Origin of the sequence: Streptomyces collinus (assembly GCF_031348265.1) — a bacterium.
GTDB lineage: Bacteria > Actinomycetota > Actinomycetes > Streptomycetales > Streptomycetaceae > Streptomyces > Streptomyces collinus.
This window is the reverse complement of the sequence record NZ_CP133771.1, coordinates 753,154-771,323: the sequence shown is the minus strand read 5'-3', so window position 1 is coordinate 771,323 and position 18,170 is coordinate 753,154. Positions and strand designations below refer to the sequence as shown.

The following is an 18,170-nucleotide window of genomic DNA, read 5'->3' as shown; positions in this document are numbered from 1 at the left end:
CAGGCCGGGACGACGGTTCGGTGACGACACAACGCCCGGAAGGGAGCCGGGCGTTGCTGCCCGAGTCCGAAGGCGAGCACGACCAAGAGCGGACGCACCCAGGACGAGGCCGCCACCCGCCTCGTGACCGCACTGCGCGGCGCCCTCATCGGCTGGGCGGAGGGCCGGAGAACTCCCGCCCGGCTGACGGGACAGCCGGGCAACAGCCTCTCCTGCGACACCGGGCAGCGCTGCGGAGCGCCGCCCGGTGAGTATTTCGGCGCGCTCACGCGTGGTGGTGAGTGTCCGCCATCACGAACAGCCGAGCACCCGGCCGGCCCGAGCCCGGCCCGCACCTGAGCGAAGAGAGACCACACACATGGACGTCAGCGCCCACATCGAAGCCGTCTACGAGAACCTCCGCCGACGCGACCCCGGCGAGACGGAGTTCCACCAGGCGGCACAGGAAGTCCTGCACACGATGGGGCCCGTGCTCGAGACGCACCCGGAGTACGTCGAGGCCCGCATCATGGAGCGGCTCTGTGAGCCGGAACGGCAACTGATGTTCAGGGTTCCGTGGGTGGACGACCAGGGCACGGTACGGGTCAACCGCGGTTTCCGGGTGGAGTTCAACAGCGCCCTCGGACCGTACAAGGGCGGCCTGCGCTTCCATCCCAGCGTCAACCTCGGCATCGTCAAGTTCCTCGGCTTCGAGCAGATCTTCAAGAACGCGCTGACCGGCATGGCGATCGGCGGCGGCAAGGGCGGCGCGGACTTCGACCCCAAGGGCCGCTCCGACGGCGAAGTGATGCGCTTCTGCCAGGCGTTCATGACGGAGCTGTACCGCCACCTCGGCGAGCACACGGACGTGCCCGCCGGGGACATCGGCGTGGGCGCCCGCGAGATCGGCTACCTCTTCGGCCAGTACAAGCGGATCACCAATCGCTACGACGCCGGCGTGCTCACCGGCAAGCCGGTCGGCTGGGGCGGATCCCACGCCCGCACCGAGGCCACCGGCTACGGCGCGGTGTACTTCGCCCAGGAGATGCTCGCCACCCGGGGACAGCACCTGGACGGGCGCCGCGTGGTGATCTCCGGGTCGGGCAACGTGGCCGTGTACGCCGCCGAGAAGGTGCACGCGCTGGGCGGCCTCGTGGTGGCCTGCTCGGACTCCTCCGGCTACGTGGTCGACGAGGACGGCCTCGACCTGGACCTGCTCAAGGAGATCAAGGAGGTGCGCCGGGACCGGATTGCCGCCTACGCCGAGGCCCGGCCGGCCGCGCGGTTCTCCGCCCGGGGTTCGGTCTTCGACGTGCCGTGCGACATCGCCCTGCCGTGCGCGACCCAGAACGAGCTGAACCAGCAGGACGCCGTGGCCCTGGTGAAGAACGGCGTGCTCGCCGTGGCCGAGGGCGCCAACATGCCCTGCACGCCCGACGCGGTCGAGGTGTTCCGGGACGCCCGGATCCTGTTCGGACCGGGCAAGGCGGCCAACGCGGGCGGGGTCGCCACCTCCGCGCTGGAGATGCAGCAGAACGCCGCCCGTGACAGCTGGACCTTCGAGCGGACGGAGGACCGGCTCGCCGGCATCATGCGGCAGGTCCACGCCGAGTGCCGGACCACTGCCGCGACCTACGGGGGCGACCCCGACGACTACGTGTTCGGCGCCAACGCCTCCGGCTTCCTCCGCGTCGCCGAAGCGATGACGGCACAGGGAGTCGTATGAGAACCGAAGCACGCCGACAGGCCCCTTGCCCACCGACTCGCTGACTCCGACCGGCTGGTGGCGCTCGCCGAGAGGCGGAGCATGAGCTTCGCCGTCGGTTTCCACCAGCGCTACGCCCTGGGCGCACAGGGCGCGGACCATCCGCGCGAGCTGATCCTGATGCAGAAGAACCGGGTAGGGGGCGGCCCGCACGGTACGTCGCGGTGGCCGGTCAGTCCCCCCCCGCGGCCAAGCCGTCGGCCACGGCAAGCAGTGGACGCATCCGACCGAGGAGGCTTCCCGGCTGATGCGGCAGTCGGTCGGACCCTGCCGGGGGAGGGGTGGCCGCGCTGGGCGCCGGCCGGCATGAGGCTGCGCGGGATGACCTCCTGGGGCAGGGTCGGTCGCGCTGGCCGAGGTGATCAGACGCCTGTCCAGTACGGGATGCGCCGGCCCGCTCAGTGCTGGAGCGAGGTGGACCGGTGCGGGCTGCGGAGCACGAGGAGGGTGATCTCGCTGGGGGCGAAGACGCGGAACGGCGGGCCCCAGAAGCCGGTGCCTCGGCTGGTGTAGAGGAGGGTGCGGGGGCCGTGGTGGCTGAGGCCGGCGAGGGCGGGCTGGTCGATGCGGACCAGGTGGTGGAAGGGCCAGATCTGACCGCCGTGGGTATGGCCGGAGAGCTGGAGGTCGATGCCGGCGGCTGCCGCCCGGTCGACGAACTTGGGCTGGTGTGCCAGGAGCAGGACGGGCACGTCGGGGTCGGCGCCGTTCAACGCTCCGGCGAGATGGGCGCGGTGGCCTGCCAGGCCGGAGGACTCGGCGGTGACGTCGTCCACGCCGGCGACCACGAGGGTGTCGCCGCCGCGTTCGAGCAGCAGATGGCGGTTGCGCAGGGGCTCCCAGCCCAGCTCGTCCATCAGGTCGACCCATCCCTGGGCCTCGCTGTAGTACTCGTGGTTGCCGGTGACGTACACCCGGGCCCGGGTGGCCCGCACGGTGCCCAGTGGGGTGGCCTGGGCGCGGCGGCGTTCGGCCGTGCCGTCCGCGATGTCGCCGGTGTGGCAGACCAGATCGGCTTCCAGCGTGTTCACCGTCTCGCACACCTTCGCCGACCAGCGGGCGCGATCGAGCGGGCCGTAGTGGGTGTCGGTGATGAGGACGACGCGCAGCCCGTCCAACCCGGCACCCAGTCGCGGGAGCTGAACGTCGAGTCGGCGCACGCGCGGCACACGGCGGGCCTCGGCGTACCCCCAGGCGAGCAGTACGGCGGTCACGCCGAGGACGGCCCAGGTGACGATCCTGGCGCGGTCCTGAGTCTCGCCGACGCCGACCACGGTCAGGGCGAGCCGCAGCAGGACGCCGAGCAGAACGGACCAGGTGAACAGGACCCAGCCGGCGCCCAGCAGGGTGTCACCGACGATCGCCGCCCGGTCCTGCTGGCGCCTGCCGTGGCCGCGTGCCATCGCGAGCGGCATACCTACGAGACCGAGGGCGAACAGGGCCGTGCCGAGCAGCGTGACGGGCAGTGGCCAGTGCTGGCCGCCGTGCAGGAGCACCCAGCAGGGCACGGCCCACAGCAGAACGGGGGCGATCAGGGGGATGAAGCGCATCAGGCGGTGCAGTCGGCTCGGCCGCGGTGCCGGCGCTTCACCTTCGGTGGGCCGGGTGCTGCTGGTGTCGGTCACGCTGTTCCTCCCTGACCGGGCTGCCGTCTCGCGCACTGTATCCGGTCGTCCTCGGCCGGCCGGAGTGGCGTTCATGGGGCGCCCCCTGGGGCAGGCGAAGGCGGCGGAATCCGCGACGCGGCAAGTGGCAGGGGGGCATCAACTCGGGGCTCACTGACCGGACGAATCCGGCTCACGTAGTGATTCGGCGCGCAGGGCGAGGATGAGGTCGAGGCGGCTGTCCGGTTCGTCCAGCGCGTCGCCGAAGAGCTGCCTGAGCCGACGCAGGCGGTAGCGGACCGTTTGCGGGTGGAGGTGGAGACGGGCGGCGACGTCAGGCACGTTGCTGCCGCTGAGCAGCCACGCCAGCAGCGTCTCGGCGTGCCGCGAACGCTGTCCTGCCGAGACCGTGTCCAACGGCGCGAGCACATGCGACCGCAGTTCGCCGAGCAGCGGTTCGTCGCTGTGCAGCAGGAGTGTTGACAGGTGGTCCACACAGCGCACGACTCCCTGCCGGGGCAGAATCCCACGGCCCATCAAACCGAGCGCGCGCGTGGCCCACAGCAAGGACCGTGCCGCCTGTGTCACGGACACCGTGGGACCGACCGCGGCGGGGCGGTCGCGTAGGGACAGTGCGAAAGCCCGCCCGGCGGAGTGGCTCTGGTTGTGCGGATCCGGCACCAGCATGCGGGGTGGCCGGGACTCCATGTCCACGAGGACGTCAGAGGCGGTCAGCGGCCACGTCTCCTCCCGCAGGTCGGTCGACGTCGCGAGGGCGATCACCGCGACCTGCCGGGGGACCGGCCAGCGCGCGGCGTGCGCACAGTCGTGCACGGCTTCCGGCGACACCGGACGATCGCCCAGCAGCAGGCCGATCAGACGGCGCCGGTTTCGCTCCACCTGGTCGGAACTGCGCAGCTGTTCCTCGGCATACCCCCGGGCTGCCGCCTCCGCCACTTCGTGCGCCGTGTGCAACGCCAGCTCGCCGAGCGCGGAAACCACCGCCGTGCCCAGCCCCAGGCCCTCCGCCGTGTGGCTCAGCCGGCGCCAGGCCTGCATCCCCCCTACACGCAGCGCAGACTGCAGGGCATCCAAGCTGCGGTCTGCTTTGGCCATGGTCCGCCCCAGTTCGTGGTACCTCGCGGAGACGGCGTCACCTTGACTCTGGGGGTCGGCGATCAGATCGACGAAGAGCGTCAGCGCCTCCACGGCCACGGATCGGAGTTTCGGTGTGGAGGGCCCGGCATACTCGGGAACGTGCTTGAGTATCGCCTCTACCACCTCGTCGGCAACCTCCTTGAGGTCGTTCCGTAGCGGTTCGGCCAGCGCGGGCGGTATCGAACCGGCTTCAGGGCTGCTCGGCACACCGTGCGGAGCGGGTGCTGCCACGGGACGTTCCTTTCGGCCGGAGAGGATTCACCGGCTGGCTGTCGCCGGTGGAACGGCCTGGCGGCCTGACATTGGACGCGCGATCGCCATCGGTGTCCGGGGAGGACAGGTGGAGACTAGTCAAACGGCAGGGATGGGCCAACACGCCTGCCGCTGTCGCCGTAGCCGTCGCTGCAAGCTGTTCACCTTCCAGCCCGTCGGCGGATCGCGGCTGTGCCCACGGCCTGGGCGGGCGGGGGACCGGCGAGCGCGCTCTCCCACAGCAGGCCACGGGCGGTGATGGCCGGGCCGGACCGGCCCCACCGCGTTACGCGTCGCGAGCGCCCGCCTGCCGGGTAGCCGCCCGCAGCAGGGGGCGGCTCAGGCCGCCGGCCCTCAGGATCCCACCGACACCGGCGGCGGAGCACGCCGCGAGACTGAGGACGGCTGCCCGGGGCGCCGGTCCTTCAGGCCCTGCTGGCCCAGTGGTCCGAAGCACTGCCGGGCCTGCTCGACGGCCGCGCGGCGCGACGTGCCGCCGAGCATCAGGGGCAGCGCCGCCCCGGCCGTCACCGTTGACGGTCGGCGGGATACCTGCCGGCGGCGGACCGCAGTTCGGACACCATGCCGATCTCCAAGGCGCGCTGCTCCTCCTGTAGGTGCCGGATCCGGGTTGACCGATCCCAGGACTGGTACATCGGGTTGGTCCAGCAGCCGCAGGATGCTGGGCGGGATGTACGACGGCACCACGTCGGGGCCCGGGAGCACCTGTTCGAGGCGGGTGACGTAGTCGACGGAGATCTCGGCCAGCAGGGCCAGCCCCTCTCGCCGCAGCCCGGCCGCGCGCCGCTGTCCGCCGGTCGGCAGCCTGGTCCGGCCGCTTACACGAGCTGTCGCTCGATTCAGAACGCCGTGTAGCCGCCGTCCACGGGAAGGACGGCGCCGGTGACGTACGACGACTCCGGGCCGGCGAAGAAGAGGACCGCGTCCGCGATCTCTTCGGGTGTGGCGAGCCGGCCCATCGGGATGGAGTTCTCCCTGCTGCGCCGGTAGGCAGCGGGATCGGGCTGTCGCTGGAACGATGCCTCGATGACGGGCGTCATGGTCAGACCGGGCGCCACCACGTTGACGCGGATGCCGCGGTCCGCCCATTCGACGGCGGCGCCGCGCGCGAGCGCGATGAGGCCGCCCTTGGCGGCGGAGTACAGGGTCTGGTTCGGCATGCCGACCATGCCGAGACGCGAGCCGACGCACACCATCGAGGCCCCCGACTCCGGTGCCAGCGGCATCAGGTGCTTCATGACGAGGAAGGCACTCAGGAGGTTGCCGTGCAGCACCTCGCGTGCATCTGCGTAGCTCATCTCCTGAAGGGGGCTGGACGCCTGGTGCCCGTGACAGAGGACGACTACCCCGACCCCACCCAGGTGGTTCGCTGCCCGGTCGGCGAGCTCGGACACGAACGTCTCGTCGTTGAGGTCTCCGGGGAGGTAGACGTCGTCGGAATGATCCTCGGGCGGCTGGGGCCGCCGTCCGGTGAGCAGCAGGTTGCCTCCCTCACGGCGAAAACGGGAGGCGACTGCCTGACCGATGCCGCTCGTCGCTCCGGTGATCACGGCGTTGACGTTCTGAAGTCTCATGTGTGCCCTCATCGGACCTGGGTGTCGGACGGACCGGTAGTACGGGGGACGCGGTTGACGACCGGCCGGACCAGCCCTCGGGCTGGACGATGTGACGAAGGAGCGGCGCGCCCCCGTCGCAGCAGGGTCCCTATGCCACGGGTACGGCGATGTACTTGTACTCGAGGAACTCGTCGATGCCGATGGTGCCGCCTTCGCGGCCGAGGCCGGATTGCTTGATGCCGCCGAAGGGGGCGGCGGGGTTGGAGACGAGGCCGGTGTTGAGGCCGATCATGCCGCTTTCGAGGCGTTCGGCGACGCGCAGGGCGCGGTTGAGGTTCTGGGTGAACAGGTAGGAGGCGAGGCCGAACTCGGTGTCGTTGGCGGCGGTGACGGCTTCGTCTTCGGTGTCGAAGGTGCGGATCGCTGCGACGGGGCCGAAGATCTCGGTGTCGGTGATCTGGGAGTCGGGGGTGATGCCGGTCAGGACGGTGGGCGGGTAGAAGCAGCCGGGTCCTTCGGGGAGTTGCCCGCCGGTGAGGACGGTGGCGCCGCGCTTGACGGCGTCGGAGACGAGGTCGTGGGCCTTGCTGCGGCCGGCGAGGTCGATGAGGGGGCCGACGTCGGTGCCGGGCTCGGTGCCGTCGCCGACGGTCAGGGCGGCCATGCGGGCGGCCAGGCGGGAGGCGAACTCTGCGGCGATGGAGGTGTGGACGAAGATGCGGTTGGCGGCGCAGCAGGACTCGCCCATGTTGCGCATCTTGGCGACCATGGTGCCTTCGACGGCGGTGTCGAGGTCGGCGTCGTCGAAGACGATCAGGGGGGCGTTGCCGCCCAGTTCCATGCTGGTGCGGATGACGGTGTCGGCGCACTGGGCCAGCAGGATCCGGCCGACGCCGGTGGAGCCGGTGAAGGACAGCTTGCGGATCTGGCCGCCGCGCAGGAGGGGTTCGACGACTCCGGCGGCGTCGGTGGTGGTGATGATGTTGAGGACGCCGTCGGGCAGGCCGGCTTCGGTCAGGATCGCGGCGAGGGCGAGGCTGGTCAGGGGGGTTTGGGGGGCGGGTTTGAGGACGATGGTGCAGCCGGCGGCGATGGCGGGACCGATCTTGCGGGTGCCCATGGCCAGGGGGAAGTTCCACGGCGTGATCAGCAGGCAGGGTCCGACCGGCTGGCGGGTGACCAGCAGACGGTTCTTTCCGTCCGGGGCGGTCATCAGGCCGCCGTCGATGCGGACGGCTTCCTCGGAGAACCAGCGGAAGAACTCCGCGCCGTAGGCGACTTCGGCGCGGGCCTCGGCCAGGGGCTTGCCCATCTCCAGGGTCATCAGCAGCGCGAGGTCCTCGGTGCGCGCGATGATCAGGTCGTAGGCGCGGCGCAGGATCTCGCTGCGGGCGCGGGGTGCGGTGGCGGCCCAGGCGGCCTGCGCGGCGACCGCCGCCTCGACGGCACGCTGCCCGTCGGCGGGTGAGGCGTCGGCGACCCGGCACAACTCCTCACCCGTGGCCGGGTTGTCGACGGACAGAGTCCGGCCGGACTCCGCGTCCCGCCAGCCACCGCCGATGAACAACTGCTTGGGAACATCACGGACGACGGTCGTGGTCATGACTGTGTCTCCTAGAACTTGAGTCGCGTGATGGGCAGCGCTGAGGACAGCCGCGGCCGAGGAAGCACGGGGCCCCGGGGGGGGGAGAGAGAGGGGCTGGGCCCCGTGCTTGGTCGACGGTCGTGAGTGAGCCTGCTTGCTGTTGAGCACCACGCCTACGGCAGGGAAGGGCGCCGGGGCTGGAAGCCTGTGGCTCAGGTGAGGGGTTCGACGGGGAGAACGCCGCCTTGGGTGTTGCGGTGGCCGCTGAGTTTGCGGACGAGGGCGACCAGGGTGAGGGCGAGGATGGCCAGGGCGATGAGGACGGCGCTGACGGCGGTGACGGTCGGGTCGACGTCGAACTGGAGGGCGTTGAAGACCAGGACCGGCAGGGTGCGGGTGTCGGGGGTGGACAGGAACTGGGCGATGAAGAACTCGTCGAAGCTGGTGATGAAGGAGAAGATCGCGGCGGCGATCAGGCCGGGGGTGGCCAGGGGGAAGGTGATACGCCGGGCGATGGTCATGCGGCTGGCGCCCATGCTGGCGGCGGCGTCTTCGAGGCGTTCGTCGATGCCGCGCAGGGTGGAGATCATGATGAGGACCGCGATGGGTGCGGCGAGCACGGTGTGGCCCAGGGCGATGGCCAGGGGGCTGCCGAGCATGCCGGCGGGTTCGAAGAACAGGAACAGCCCGAGCGCGATGACGACTTGGGGGATGAGCATGGGGGCCAGGACCAGGCCGTAGACGGCCGCGTGCAGCGGGAGCCGGCCGCGGGCCAGGGCGGTGGCGGCGGTCACGCCCAGGATGAGGGAGAACACGGTGGTCAGGGCGGCGATGAGGCTGGACAGGGCGATGGAGGTGGCCCAGTTCCCGCCGGGCGCGGCCATCTGCTGATACCAGCGGGTGCTGTACTCCTGCGGCGGGAAGGTCCCGATGCCGTCGGCGCCGAAGGAGGTGACCAGGATGATCACGATGGGCAGGGCCAGGAACAGCAGGATCGCACTCGCGCTCAGGGCGCGGCCGATGTGTCCGGCCCGGGTGGGAGGCAGTTCCATCATGAGCTGCTCCTTCGCTGGTGGGTCCTCTTGCGGCGGAGCCTGGCCAGACCGAGCACGCCCAGGCCGGCGAAGGTCAGCAGGAGCAGGATCACGCCGAAGGCGGCGGCGGAGTTCCACTGGTCCTGCTTCATCACCTGCTGGTCGATCAACGCCGCGACCACGGTCTGCTTGTCACCGCCCATCAGGGCGGGGGTGATGTAGTAGCCCAGGCACAGGATGAAGCTGAGCAGCCCGGCGGTGCCGATCCCCGGAGCGACCAGCGGCAGATACACCCGTCGGAAAATCGTCAGGCGGGAGGCGCCGAAGCCTGCCGCGGCGGCCAGGAGCCGGCCGTCGACCCCGCGCATCACACCCTGCAGTATCAGGACGGTGTAGGGGAGCATCACGGAGGTGGTGCCGATGACCACACCGGTCTCGTTGTAGAGCAGGGAGAACGGTGCACCCGGGACGTGCGCGGAGGTCAACAGGGTGTTGATCAGGCCGTGTTCACCCAGCATGATGATCCAGCCGTAGGTGCGCACCAGAGCACTGATGAAGTGCGGCACCACCACGATCAGCATCGCCAGCGCCGCGAACACCGGCCGCATCCGTGCGATGGCATGCGCCAGGACGAACCCCACCAGCAGGCTCAGCACCGCGGTCTCCGCGGAGATTCTGAGCGTGGAGAGCAGAACCGACAGGTTCACGCCGCTGAGGGCGTCGATGTACCAGTGGAAGGTGAAGCCGCCGCTGTCGCCCTCCAGGCTCAGGGACAGCACGCCGATGATCGGGTAGACGAACAGCACCAGCAGGAACACCGTGACGGGCACGGCGTTGACCAGCGCGATGCGGGAGCGGTGTCCGCGCTTGGCGGATGTTTTCACGCGCACCTTGCCGGGTGCGACAACAGTGCCGGCCACAGCATCAGCCCCCGTCCCTGGTGTCGAAGACACTGACGTCCTCAGGGTCGGCGCTCACACACACCCGCTCACCCACCCGTGGCGGGACGGCTGCGGTCTCGATCCGCAGCGGGGGCGTGTCCGCAGCCGCACCATCGAGACGGACGGTGATGCGGGTGAGTGAGCCGACGTAGACGGCTGTTTCGACGGTGCCGGTGCAGCAGCTTTCCTCGACACCGGTCAGGCGCAGCTTGCCCGGCCGCACCGCGGCCCGCACCTGCTGCCCCGGCGCGCAGGCGTGTGCGCGGGCCTTGAGCAGGCCGCCGGTGTCCAGCCGCACCGGCGTGCAGCCGTCCGCGGTGGACTCCTCGACCGTGCCCGACAGGAAGTTCGCGGAGCCCAGGAAGTCGGCGACGAAGGGGGTGCGGGGGTGTTCGAACAGGCCGCGGGGGGTGTCGAACTGCTCGATCCGCCCGTCCTTCATGATGGCGATCCGGTCCGACAGGACCAGCGCCTCCTCCTGATCGTGGGTGACGTAGATGACGGTCAGGCCCAGTTCACGCTGGATGGTCTTGATCTCGGTCTGCATCTGATCGCGCAGTTTCTTGTCCAGCGCACCCAGCGGCTCGTCCATCAGGACGATCGGCGGGCGGTAGACCAGGACCCGGCACAGGGCGACGCGTTGCTGCTGGCCTCCGGACAGCTCACGCGGTTTCCGTCCGGCGAACTTCGACAGGCCGGCCGCCTCCAGGGTTTCCCCCACCCGGCGGCGGATCTCCGCCTTCGCCACCCCCCGCAACTGCAGGGGGAAGGCGACGTTCTCCTCGACGGTCATGTGCGGGAAGAGCAGGTACTGCTGGAAGACGAAACCGAAGTCACGCTTGCCGGGGTTGAGCTGGGTGATGTCGCGGCCGTCGACGGTGATGGTGCCGGAGTCGGGCTCGGTGAACCCGGCCAGCATCATCAGCGTCGTCGTCTTGCCCGAACCGGACGAGCCGAGGAACGTGACGAACTCACCCGCCGCGATCTCCATGTCCACACCATCGACCACCGTCGTCCCGCTGTAGGACTTCCGCAGCCCCGCCACCGACAACGACCTACCCGTCGGCGCGCTGGACGCCGGGGCCAGGACGGCGGCGAGATCGTCGGCTGACAGCTTCCCGGTGGTCAGACTCTGGGTCCGCTCAGGCATCGGCCCACTCCTGCCAGCGCTTGGCGACGGCGTCACGGTTCTTGTCCCACCAGGCGACATCGGCGTCGAACCCGGTCTTCAGGTTCTTGGGCGACGTCGGCTGGTTGACCAGATCGTCCTCGGAGAGCAGCTTGATGGCCGCCGGCACGACCGGGCTGCCCGAGTAGAGCTTGGAGAACGCCGCCTGCACCTCGGGACGCAGCGAGAAGTCGATCAGCTTGTAGGCGGCGTCCGTGTTGTCCGCGCCCTTGGGGATGCCCCAGCCGTTGGTCATTCTGCGGGCGCCGTTCCACTGGTAGGCGACCGGCTGGCCCTGCTTGATCAGCTCATCCGCACGACCACCCCACAGGCTCGTCGCCACGACTTCCTTGCGGCCGAGCAGCACCGCCGGCAGGGCGCCGGTGTTCCAGAACTTCTTCACATCGCCACGGATCCGCGACATCGACGCGAACGCCCGGTCCACGTCCAGCGGGTACAGCTTGTCCAGCGGCACACCGTCGGCCAGCAGCGCGAACTCCAGCTCGGGAAGGTCGACCTCCACACTCTGCAGAGAGCGCGGGCCGCTGAAGGAGTGCGTGTTCCAGAAGTCGGCCCAGTTCCTCGGGGCGCGCTTGAGGCTGTCCGTACGGTAGGCCATCACGCTCGCCCAGACGTTCTTGCCGACCGCGTGCTCCGGCAGCTGAGCCTGAGCGATACCGGAGCCCTTGACGCTCTTCAGCCGGTCGTAGTCCACGGGCTCCAGACAATCCAGACGCGCCATCTTCTGGAAGATCAGCAGCCCGTTGTCCATCAGGTCGACCTGCGGACGACCCTGCTTGACCTGGGCGATGACCTGCGCCGACTGGTAGTTGACCGTGGTGACCGTGATACCGGTCTCCTTGGTGAACGGCTCATAGATCGCCTTCACCAGCGCGTCGTTGTAGGCGCCACCGCTGTTACTGACGACCAGCCGCTTCTTACCGCCGCCCGACGAGGTGCGGCTCTCGCCGCTGCCCATGAGGGTGCCGCATCCTGTCACTGCCGTGGCTGCGGCCAGTGCGCCTGCGGTGCGGAGTACGGTTCTGCGTCCTATCCGGTTGCCTTCCATGGCAGGGCCTCCTGGAAATCGCTGGGTATACGGGGGGAATCCGTGATGCGGGGACGTATTGGTCCCGGCGGAGGGGGGCTGGAACGCCGTAATGACGGACGGAAACGCGCGGGGCTCAGGCCGCAGTGCGCGAGACCGGGGGAAGAGAAGGAAGGAAATGGAGCGCGCGGTGGTGCGGCACGCTATCGCAAGAGCGGCAGTATCACGACGGTGCATTTCTATCGTTTTGATTACCGTCGGGCCGGCAGTGCATTCGGAGAATGGGGGAGGAGAGGCATTCGCCGGGTTATCGCCCCGCACGGCACCACAAGTCGTCAGAAGGGATCGGGTGTGTGCCGTGCGGGACAGGTGTAGCCACGGATCAGATGCCGAGCATCGTGTTGAGGTCGTCCAGGGACTTCACCGTCACGTAGTCGTATCCGTGAGTCACCGGGTCGTATCCGCGGTCCAGCAGAACCAGGTTGCGGAAGCCCATGTCGTGCATGGACTGGTGGTCGTAACGGGTGTGCGAGGCGACGTGCACGAAGTCCTCGGGGGACGCGTCGAGCTTCTCCAGCATGTACTCGAACGCGGCGTACCGGGGCTTGTAGTAGCCGGCCTGCTCAGCGGTGAGGACCGCGTGGAAGTCCGCGCCGAGCTTGGGCACGCTCTCCGCGAGGAAGGAGTCGTCGGCGTTGGAGAGGATCACCAGCTTGTAGTGCTCGGCCATCTTCTTCAGCGGCTCCACCACGTCCGGGTGGGGCCCCCAGCTGCGGACGCCGTCGGCGAAGCGCTTGCCCGCCTCCGGGGCGGCCTTGATGCCCCACTTGCGGCAGACCCGCTCGAAGGAGTCCTGCAGCACCTGCTCGTAGGGGTAGTACTCGCCGCGGACCTGGTCGTAGCGGTAGCCGCGGAACTCCCGGACGAACTGGTCCCACTGCTCGGCGGGGATCTGGTCGCCGACGAGTTCGTACGTGATGGGGGTGATCGGGTATTCGATCAGCGTGCCGTAGCAGTCGAACGAGACGTACTTCGGTCGGAACTGCAGTGAGGGAATGGCCATGGATATGCTCCAATCTCTTTCTTGGGGGTCGGACAGTGCCAGATTTTCAGGAATGCCCGGGATTGGCTTCCCTTAGGTGCGCGACGACGTCGTCCAGGCGCACGGCCAAGGAACGCTCGACATTGATCCAGTCGTCCTTGGCGTGATCCAGGATGTACTCGCGCCGTTCGGGTGCGCGCTCCGCGCGCCAGTTCGTGATCAGCGCGCGCAGAGTGAGTCGTGCCAGCGCGGCAATCGGGAGCAGTGGAAGTTCCGCGTCCTGGATCGGCCGCTCTCGCTGGTAGCCGGCGACGAAGGCGCAGGCGTCCCGCCAGGGATGTTCCGGCGTCGTGCCGAGCAGGTTCGCCATGGGAACGGCGGGGTCGAAGATCACCGCACTGCGCACGGTGTCGCCGAAGTCGATGACTCCGGTGACGAAGTGATCACTGTTCGGATCCACCACAATGTTGTAGGGGCTGAAATCGCCGTGGATCACTTGCGTCTCGAGATCGCTCAGCCTCGGGACGACGGCGGTATCGAAGTGCCTGAAGACGGTCTCGGCCATCCGGCGGTGCTCGGGGTTCGGTGTGTACTCGAGCAGACCGGTCAGCTGGTGGAAGTGCCGGATGTCCCAGACCAGGCCACGTCGGTCTGCGGGGTGCGTGAACGCCATCAGTGCCTCGTCGACCCGCGCCAGCATCTCGCCCGCCTTGGCGAGCTGCTCGTCGTCCGGGCTCGTGTGTGCCATGACCGGACCCGCGACGAACTCGAACACCCGCAGGATCCGGGTCCTGCCGTCGCTCAGCCGGATGGCCACGCTGTCTCTGCCGTCGGCGGTGAGCTTCACCCGCTGGATCGGCAGCTGCGGTGCGGCGCTTTCGAGGAAGCGCATCGCAGCGGTCTGAAGATCGACGACCGCTTCCGCCTCGTCCGGCGGTGAGACCTTTACGAGGTGGTCGCTCGTGTCTGTCCGGAGCCTGAACGTATCGTCCTTCTCTGTGGCCAGTCGCCCCAGGCGTCCGTTGAGGCCGTAGTGCTTCTCAAGGAAGATGCTCACCAGCATCACGTCGATGGGCTCGTGGGACGACGTCAAGCCGCTCTCCTCGAAGAGGCGTCGAGCAAAATCGGCAGCCGGTGAGGTGTTCACGGGCAATCCCTTCAGACAGCCTGCTACAGACGGTTTTTCGCGACCTCGGCGAAGGTCTCCAGGAAGCGGGTCACATCGGCGGAGTCGAAGGCCAGCGGAGGGCGGATCTTCAGCGTGTTCGCCGACGTGCCCGTGCCGTTGATCAGGATGCGGCGGTCGCGCATGTCGTTGATGACGTCTTCGGCAAGTGCGCGGTCGGGCTCGAGAGTCTCCCGGTCCTTGACGATCTCCACACCGACGAAGAGACCGGCGCCGCGGACCTCGGCGACGTAGGGAGAGTCCTTGGTGATCTCCCGCAGCCCCGCGCGCAGAGCGTTGCCGTTCTCTAGGACGCGCTGCTGCACGTTCTCCTTCTCGATGACGTCCAGCACCGCGGCGCCTGCGGCCACGGGGATGGAACTGCCACCGAAGGTGTTGAAGTAGCGGACGTTGCGTCCGAACTCCTCGCAGACCTCGGGGCGGAAGACCACACCCGAGATCGGCAGGCCGTTGCCCATCGGCTTGCCCATCGTGACGATGTCCGGCAGCACGCCGTGGCGGCTGAAGCCCCACATCGAGTCCCCCAGCCGGGCGAATCCCGACTGGACCTCGTCCGCGATGTAGACCCCGCCGGCCGCGTGCACCTCCTCCACCACGGCCTGCATGTAGCCCGGGGGGTCGGTGAAGATGCCGTCACTGCTGTAGGCGCAGTCGGTGATCAGCGCGGCGAGCCGGTAGCCGTGGCGCTCGAGGTCGTCGATCGCGCCGCGCACCTGCTGCCGCATGTGCTCGTCGAGCGTGGAACCGGGCGCGACGAGGCGTGGGTCGGGGGCGTCGATGAGCCGGACGTTCGGGCCGAGTGGCGAGCCCGCACCCAGGGTGGGTGAGAAGCTCGCCACCTCCCGGGTGATGCCGTGGTAGGCCCAGCGGGTGACGATGATGCCCTCGCCGCCCGTGTGGAACCTCGCCACCCGCATGGCCAGGTCGTTCGCCTCCGAGCCGCTGCACGCGATGCTCAGCTTCGACAGCTCCTCGGGGAAGGTCGCGAGAAGCCGCTCCGCGTAGGCGACCAGTGCTTCCTGGACGTAGCGCGTGTTGGTGTTGACCGCCGTCATCTGCCGGGCGACGGCCTCGGCCACGTGGGGGTGGGCGTGCCCGACGCACGGGACGTTGTTGTAGGCGTCGAGATAGTCGTTGCCGTCACGGTCGACCAGGTGGGCGCCGTGACCGGAGACGAACTCGACCGGCTCCTTGTAGATGAGTGTGTAGCCGGGGCCCAGCACCCGCTCGCGGCGGTGGATGGTCTCTTGGATGTGTTCGGGGAGTCCGCTCACCGCGCCCGGGTCGAAACGGTTGGGGTAGTGGGCGATCGCCCGACTGAGCGTCGAAGTCATCTGCAGGCACACCTTCAGTCTGGTTTCGTCGAGGTTGCTCGCTGCTGTGGCTGAGACCTTACCATCGTTCGTTCCAGTTCCAATCTGAAACTAGAAAGATTTTTGGCTGGCTCTGCATGGCGGTTCAGGCATTGAGAACCCGCTGGTAACGCCCTTGGGGGAAAGGGAAGTTGGGGTCCCGCCCAGGCGGGTCGGAGCGTCGCTCGTCGGCCTGTGGCGCTGGCCTGTTTTGAGCCACTGCGGAACTGAGATCCGGCGCCCGGCCTGGGGGAGGGGAACGGGGGGCGGGGACCGGCTTCACGGGAGGGAGACCGCGTCGACTTCGGTGGGCGAGTGGTGAGGGCGGCCCTTACGGGAGCTGAGACCGGTCGAGGAGATGGGCGGTGCTCTGTGCCCCGGGGTTGGGGTCGAGGAGTTCGGCGAGGTGCAGGGCGTGGGTGTCCTGGTCGCCGGTGAGGTGGTCGATCTGGGTGGCGCAGCTGAAGCCGTCGGCGATGACGGGTCGTCCGTCGAGGCGGTGGAGGCGCGGTGTGAGGGCGAGGTCGGCGACGGCGACGGAGGTGTCGTAGTGCTGGGTTTCGAAGCCGAAGTTGCCGGCCGGTCCGCAGCAGCCTTCGGCCTCGTCGACTCGGTGTACGCCGAGACGGCGGAGGAGGTCGGCGGGGCGGTGGCCCTTGAAGGTGGCGTACTCGTGGCAGTGGGTCTGGGGCACGACGTTGTCGGGCAGGGGCGGTGGGGTCCAGCCATCGTGGGCGAGGTCGGTCAGGGCGCCGGTGAAGGTGTGGACGCGGTCGCCGACGCGGATTGGGCGGGCTGCGTATCCGGCGAGGGCCGAGGTCTTGGGGAGCCAGCCCAGGGAGCAGTGGGAGCGGGGGCGCAGGCGGAAGCCGATGCGCACATGCACGCACCCGGCGCCGGGTGGCCGTACAGCACACCCGTCAGCTCGCGCGTGACGAGCGCCCGCGGCGGAACACGGTAATTCGAGGCGTCATAGGCATACGGGCCCGTCGCCCCCGGCCCCGTCTTCACTCGCAGACCAGGCGCCAGCTCGGCGAGACGTACGACCAGGGATGTGAGGGGGGCCCTCATAGGTCCACCGCCCGTGCTCTCAGCGTCTGTCCGACGCCTACTTGATGACGTCCATGAACTTGTAGAACCCGCCGGCGAAGGGCAGGAACCAGGGTGGGCCGAAGTGGCCCGGGATCCGCTTGAAGGGCAGGTCGCTCCACGGGTTGGCGGCCACGGTCCCGTTCATGTACTCGGCCATCTGCCTGCCCATGTGCGTCGCCATCTGGACGCCGTGGCCGGAATAGCCGAGCGAGTAGAAGAGTCCGTCCTGTTCGCCGGCGTGCACCATCCGGTCCATGCTCATGTCGACCAGCCCGCCCCAGCAGTAGTCGACGCGCGTCTTCGAGAGCTGCGGGAAGACCTCGGTCATCGCCTTGTGGAGGATGCGTCCGCTCTTGGCGTCCGACTGCTGGTTGGATCCGGCGAACCGGGCGCGGCCACCGAACAGCAGCCGGTGGTCCGGCGTGATCCGGAAGTAGTTGAGCAGGTTGAGGGACGTCGATGCCATCCGCCGGTTCGGGAGAAGCATGTCGCAGACGTCCTGGCCCAGCGGTTCCGTCACGATGATGAAGCTGCCGACGGGCGCGATCCTGACCTGATGCCAGCGGAACGGCCTGCTGGTGTAGCCGCTGGTCGCCACGAGCACCTGGTCCGCCTCGATGGTGCCGCGCGGGGTGACCAGCTTGTGCTTCGTGCCGCCGAGCCTGTCGATCTTCTCGACCGGTGCCTTCTCGTGGATGGTGACGCCGGTCCGCGCGGCCGCCTCGGCAAGGCCCTTGGTGAACTTGCCGACGTGCAGCCCCGCGCTCCTGGACTCGACCATGGCGCCGTGGTAGCAGTCGGAGCCGACCTCGGCAGGGAGTTCGCTCCGGGGAACCAGGCGGGTCTCGAGCCCGAGACGGCCGGACATGATCTCGTGGGTCTTGCGCAGACCGTCGAAGTGAGCAGGCTTGGATGCCAGGTTCAGCTTGCCCGTGCGGGCGAAGTCGCAGTCGATGTTCTCTTCCTTGACGAGGGTCTCGAGAGTGTCGACCGCGTCGTGGTAGGCCATCAGGTACGCCTTGGCGGTGTCGAATCCGTAGCGGGAGACCGCGGACCGGAAGCCGATCGACATTCCCGTGGTGGCCATGCCGCCGTTGCGGCCCGATGCTCCGAATCCGACCGTGTCCTTCTCGAAGACGTGCACGTCGGCGCCCTGGCGTGCCAGGTGCAGTGCGGCCGACAGGCCGGTCAGGCCGGCGCCGATGATCGCCACGTCGACGCGCCCGCCGATGTCTGTCCTGGACCGGTCCGGTCCCTGGGGAGCGGTGTCGAGCCAGTAGGGGGTGAACTTCATGTCGCTGCTCTCTCCTGCCAGTGCCGTCAGCCGCTCGGGGTGTCGGAAGGTGCTCGCTGCTGCGCCCAGACCCTACCACTCTTAGTTCCAGTT

General features: G+C 68.9%; 14 protein-coding genes and 1 pseudogene. 2 read left to right on the top strand and 13 right to left on the bottom strand.

The window, feature by feature from the left end; all coding sequences use genetic code 11:
- Positions 1 to 358 precede the first annotated feature (358 nt).
- Both gdhA and RFN52_RS03450 read left to right on the top strand, forming a co-directional pair.
- Positions 359 to 1,705, top strand: coding sequence for an NADP-specific glutamate dehydrogenase (gdhA, locus tag RFN52_RS03455; RefSeq protein ID WP_184842131.1), 1,347 nt, complete (start codon positions 359 to 361; stop codon positions 1,703 to 1,705).
- Positions 1,706 to 1,708: 3 nt separating this feature from the next.
- Positions 1,709 to 1,885, top strand: a pseudogene (locus RFN52_RS03450) (gfo/Idh/MocA family oxidoreductase); the annotation flags it as partial.
- Between the two features lie 257 nt (positions 1,886 to 2,142).
- Here the strand turns inward: RFN52_RS03450 and RFN52_RS03445 are convergent.
- From RFN52_RS03445 to RFN52_RS03380, 13 genes are all read right to left on the bottom strand, one after another.
- Positions 2,143 to 3,369 carry a metallophosphoesterase gene (locus RFN52_RS03445; RefSeq protein WP_184842128.1) on the bottom strand — a complete coding sequence of 409 codons (1,227 nt, stop codon included), beginning with the start codon at positions 3,367 to 3,369 and terminating at the stop codon, positions 2,143 to 2,145.
- 150 nt (positions 3,370 to 3,519) lie between these two features.
- On the bottom strand, positions 3,520 to 4,737 hold the full coding sequence (locus RFN52_RS03440; protein ID WP_184842125.1) for a PucR-like N-terminal domain-containing protein: 1,218 nt from the start codon (positions 4,735 to 4,737) through the stop codon (positions 3,520 to 3,522).
- 881 nt (positions 4,738 to 5,618) lie between these two features.
- Positions 5,619 to 6,353, bottom strand: coding sequence for an SDR family NAD(P)-dependent oxidoreductase (locus RFN52_RS03430; protein ID WP_184842122.1), 735 nt, complete (start codon positions 6,351 to 6,353; stop codon positions 5,619 to 5,621).
- Positions 6,354 to 6,483: 130 nt separating this feature from the next.
- Entirely contained in the window at positions 6,484 to 7,938 is a 1,455-nt protein-coding gene (locus RFN52_RS03425; protein ID WP_184842120.1) for an NAD-dependent succinate-semialdehyde dehydrogenase, read from the bottom strand.
- 194 nt (positions 7,939 to 8,132) lie between these two features.
- Positions 8,133 to 8,975, bottom strand: a complete 843-nt coding sequence (locus RFN52_RS03420; protein WP_229857042.1) for an ABC transporter permease — start codon at positions 8,973 to 8,975, stop codon at positions 8,133 to 8,135.
- Positions 8,972 to 9,838, bottom strand: coding sequence for an ABC transporter permease (locus RFN52_RS03415; protein WP_311240875.1), 867 nt, complete (start codon positions 9,836 to 9,838; stop codon positions 8,972 to 8,974). The genes RFN52_RS03420 and RFN52_RS03415 overlap by 4 nt, the downstream gene beginning before the upstream one ends.
- 40 nt (positions 9,839 to 9,878) lie before the next feature.
- Entirely contained in the window at positions 9,879 to 11,045 is a 1,167-nt protein-coding gene (locus RFN52_RS03410) for an ABC transporter ATP-binding protein (RefSeq protein WP_311240874.1), read from the bottom strand.
- Positions 11,038 to 12,132, bottom strand: coding sequence for a polyamine ABC transporter substrate-binding protein (locus tag RFN52_RS03405; protein ID WP_184842117.1), 1,095 nt, complete (start codon positions 12,130 to 12,132; stop codon positions 11,038 to 11,040). The genes RFN52_RS03410 and RFN52_RS03405 overlap by 8 nt, the downstream gene beginning before the upstream one ends.
- Positions 12,133 to 12,493: 361 nt before the next feature.
- On the bottom strand, positions 12,494 to 13,174 hold the full coding sequence (locus RFN52_RS03400) for a haloacid dehalogenase type II (protein WP_184842114.1): 681 nt from the start codon (positions 13,172 to 13,174) through the stop codon (positions 12,494 to 12,496).
- A gap of 46 nt (positions 13,175 to 13,220) precedes the next feature.
- Positions 13,221 to 14,300 carry a phosphotransferase gene (locus RFN52_RS03395; protein ID WP_311240873.1) on the bottom strand — a complete coding sequence of 360 codons (1,080 nt, stop codon included), beginning with the start codon at positions 14,298 to 14,300 and terminating at the stop codon, positions 13,221 to 13,223.
- Between the two features lie 23 nt (positions 14,301 to 14,323).
- Positions 14,324 to 15,673 (bottom strand): aspartate aminotransferase family protein, encoded by a 1,350-nt coding sequence (locus RFN52_RS03390; protein ID WP_184842111.1) that lies wholly within the window; start codon positions 15,671 to 15,673, stop codon positions 14,324 to 14,326.
- A gap of 349 nt (positions 15,674 to 16,022) precedes the next feature.
- A complete protein-coding gene (locus RFN52_RS03385; RefSeq protein ID WP_311240872.1) occupies positions 16,023 to 16,571 on the bottom strand; it encodes a (Fe-S)-binding protein in 549 nt (182 codons plus the stop codon).
- A 228-nt stretch (positions 16,572 to 16,799) separates the two neighbouring features.
- The gene (locus tag RFN52_RS03380; RefSeq protein ID WP_184842108.1) at positions 16,800 to 18,077 is read right to left on the bottom strand and encodes an NAD(P)/FAD-dependent oxidoreductase; all 1,278 of its coding nucleotides are present in this window, start codon (positions 18,075 to 18,077) and stop codon (positions 16,800 to 16,802) included.
- Positions 18,078 to 18,170 lie beyond the last annotated feature (93 nt).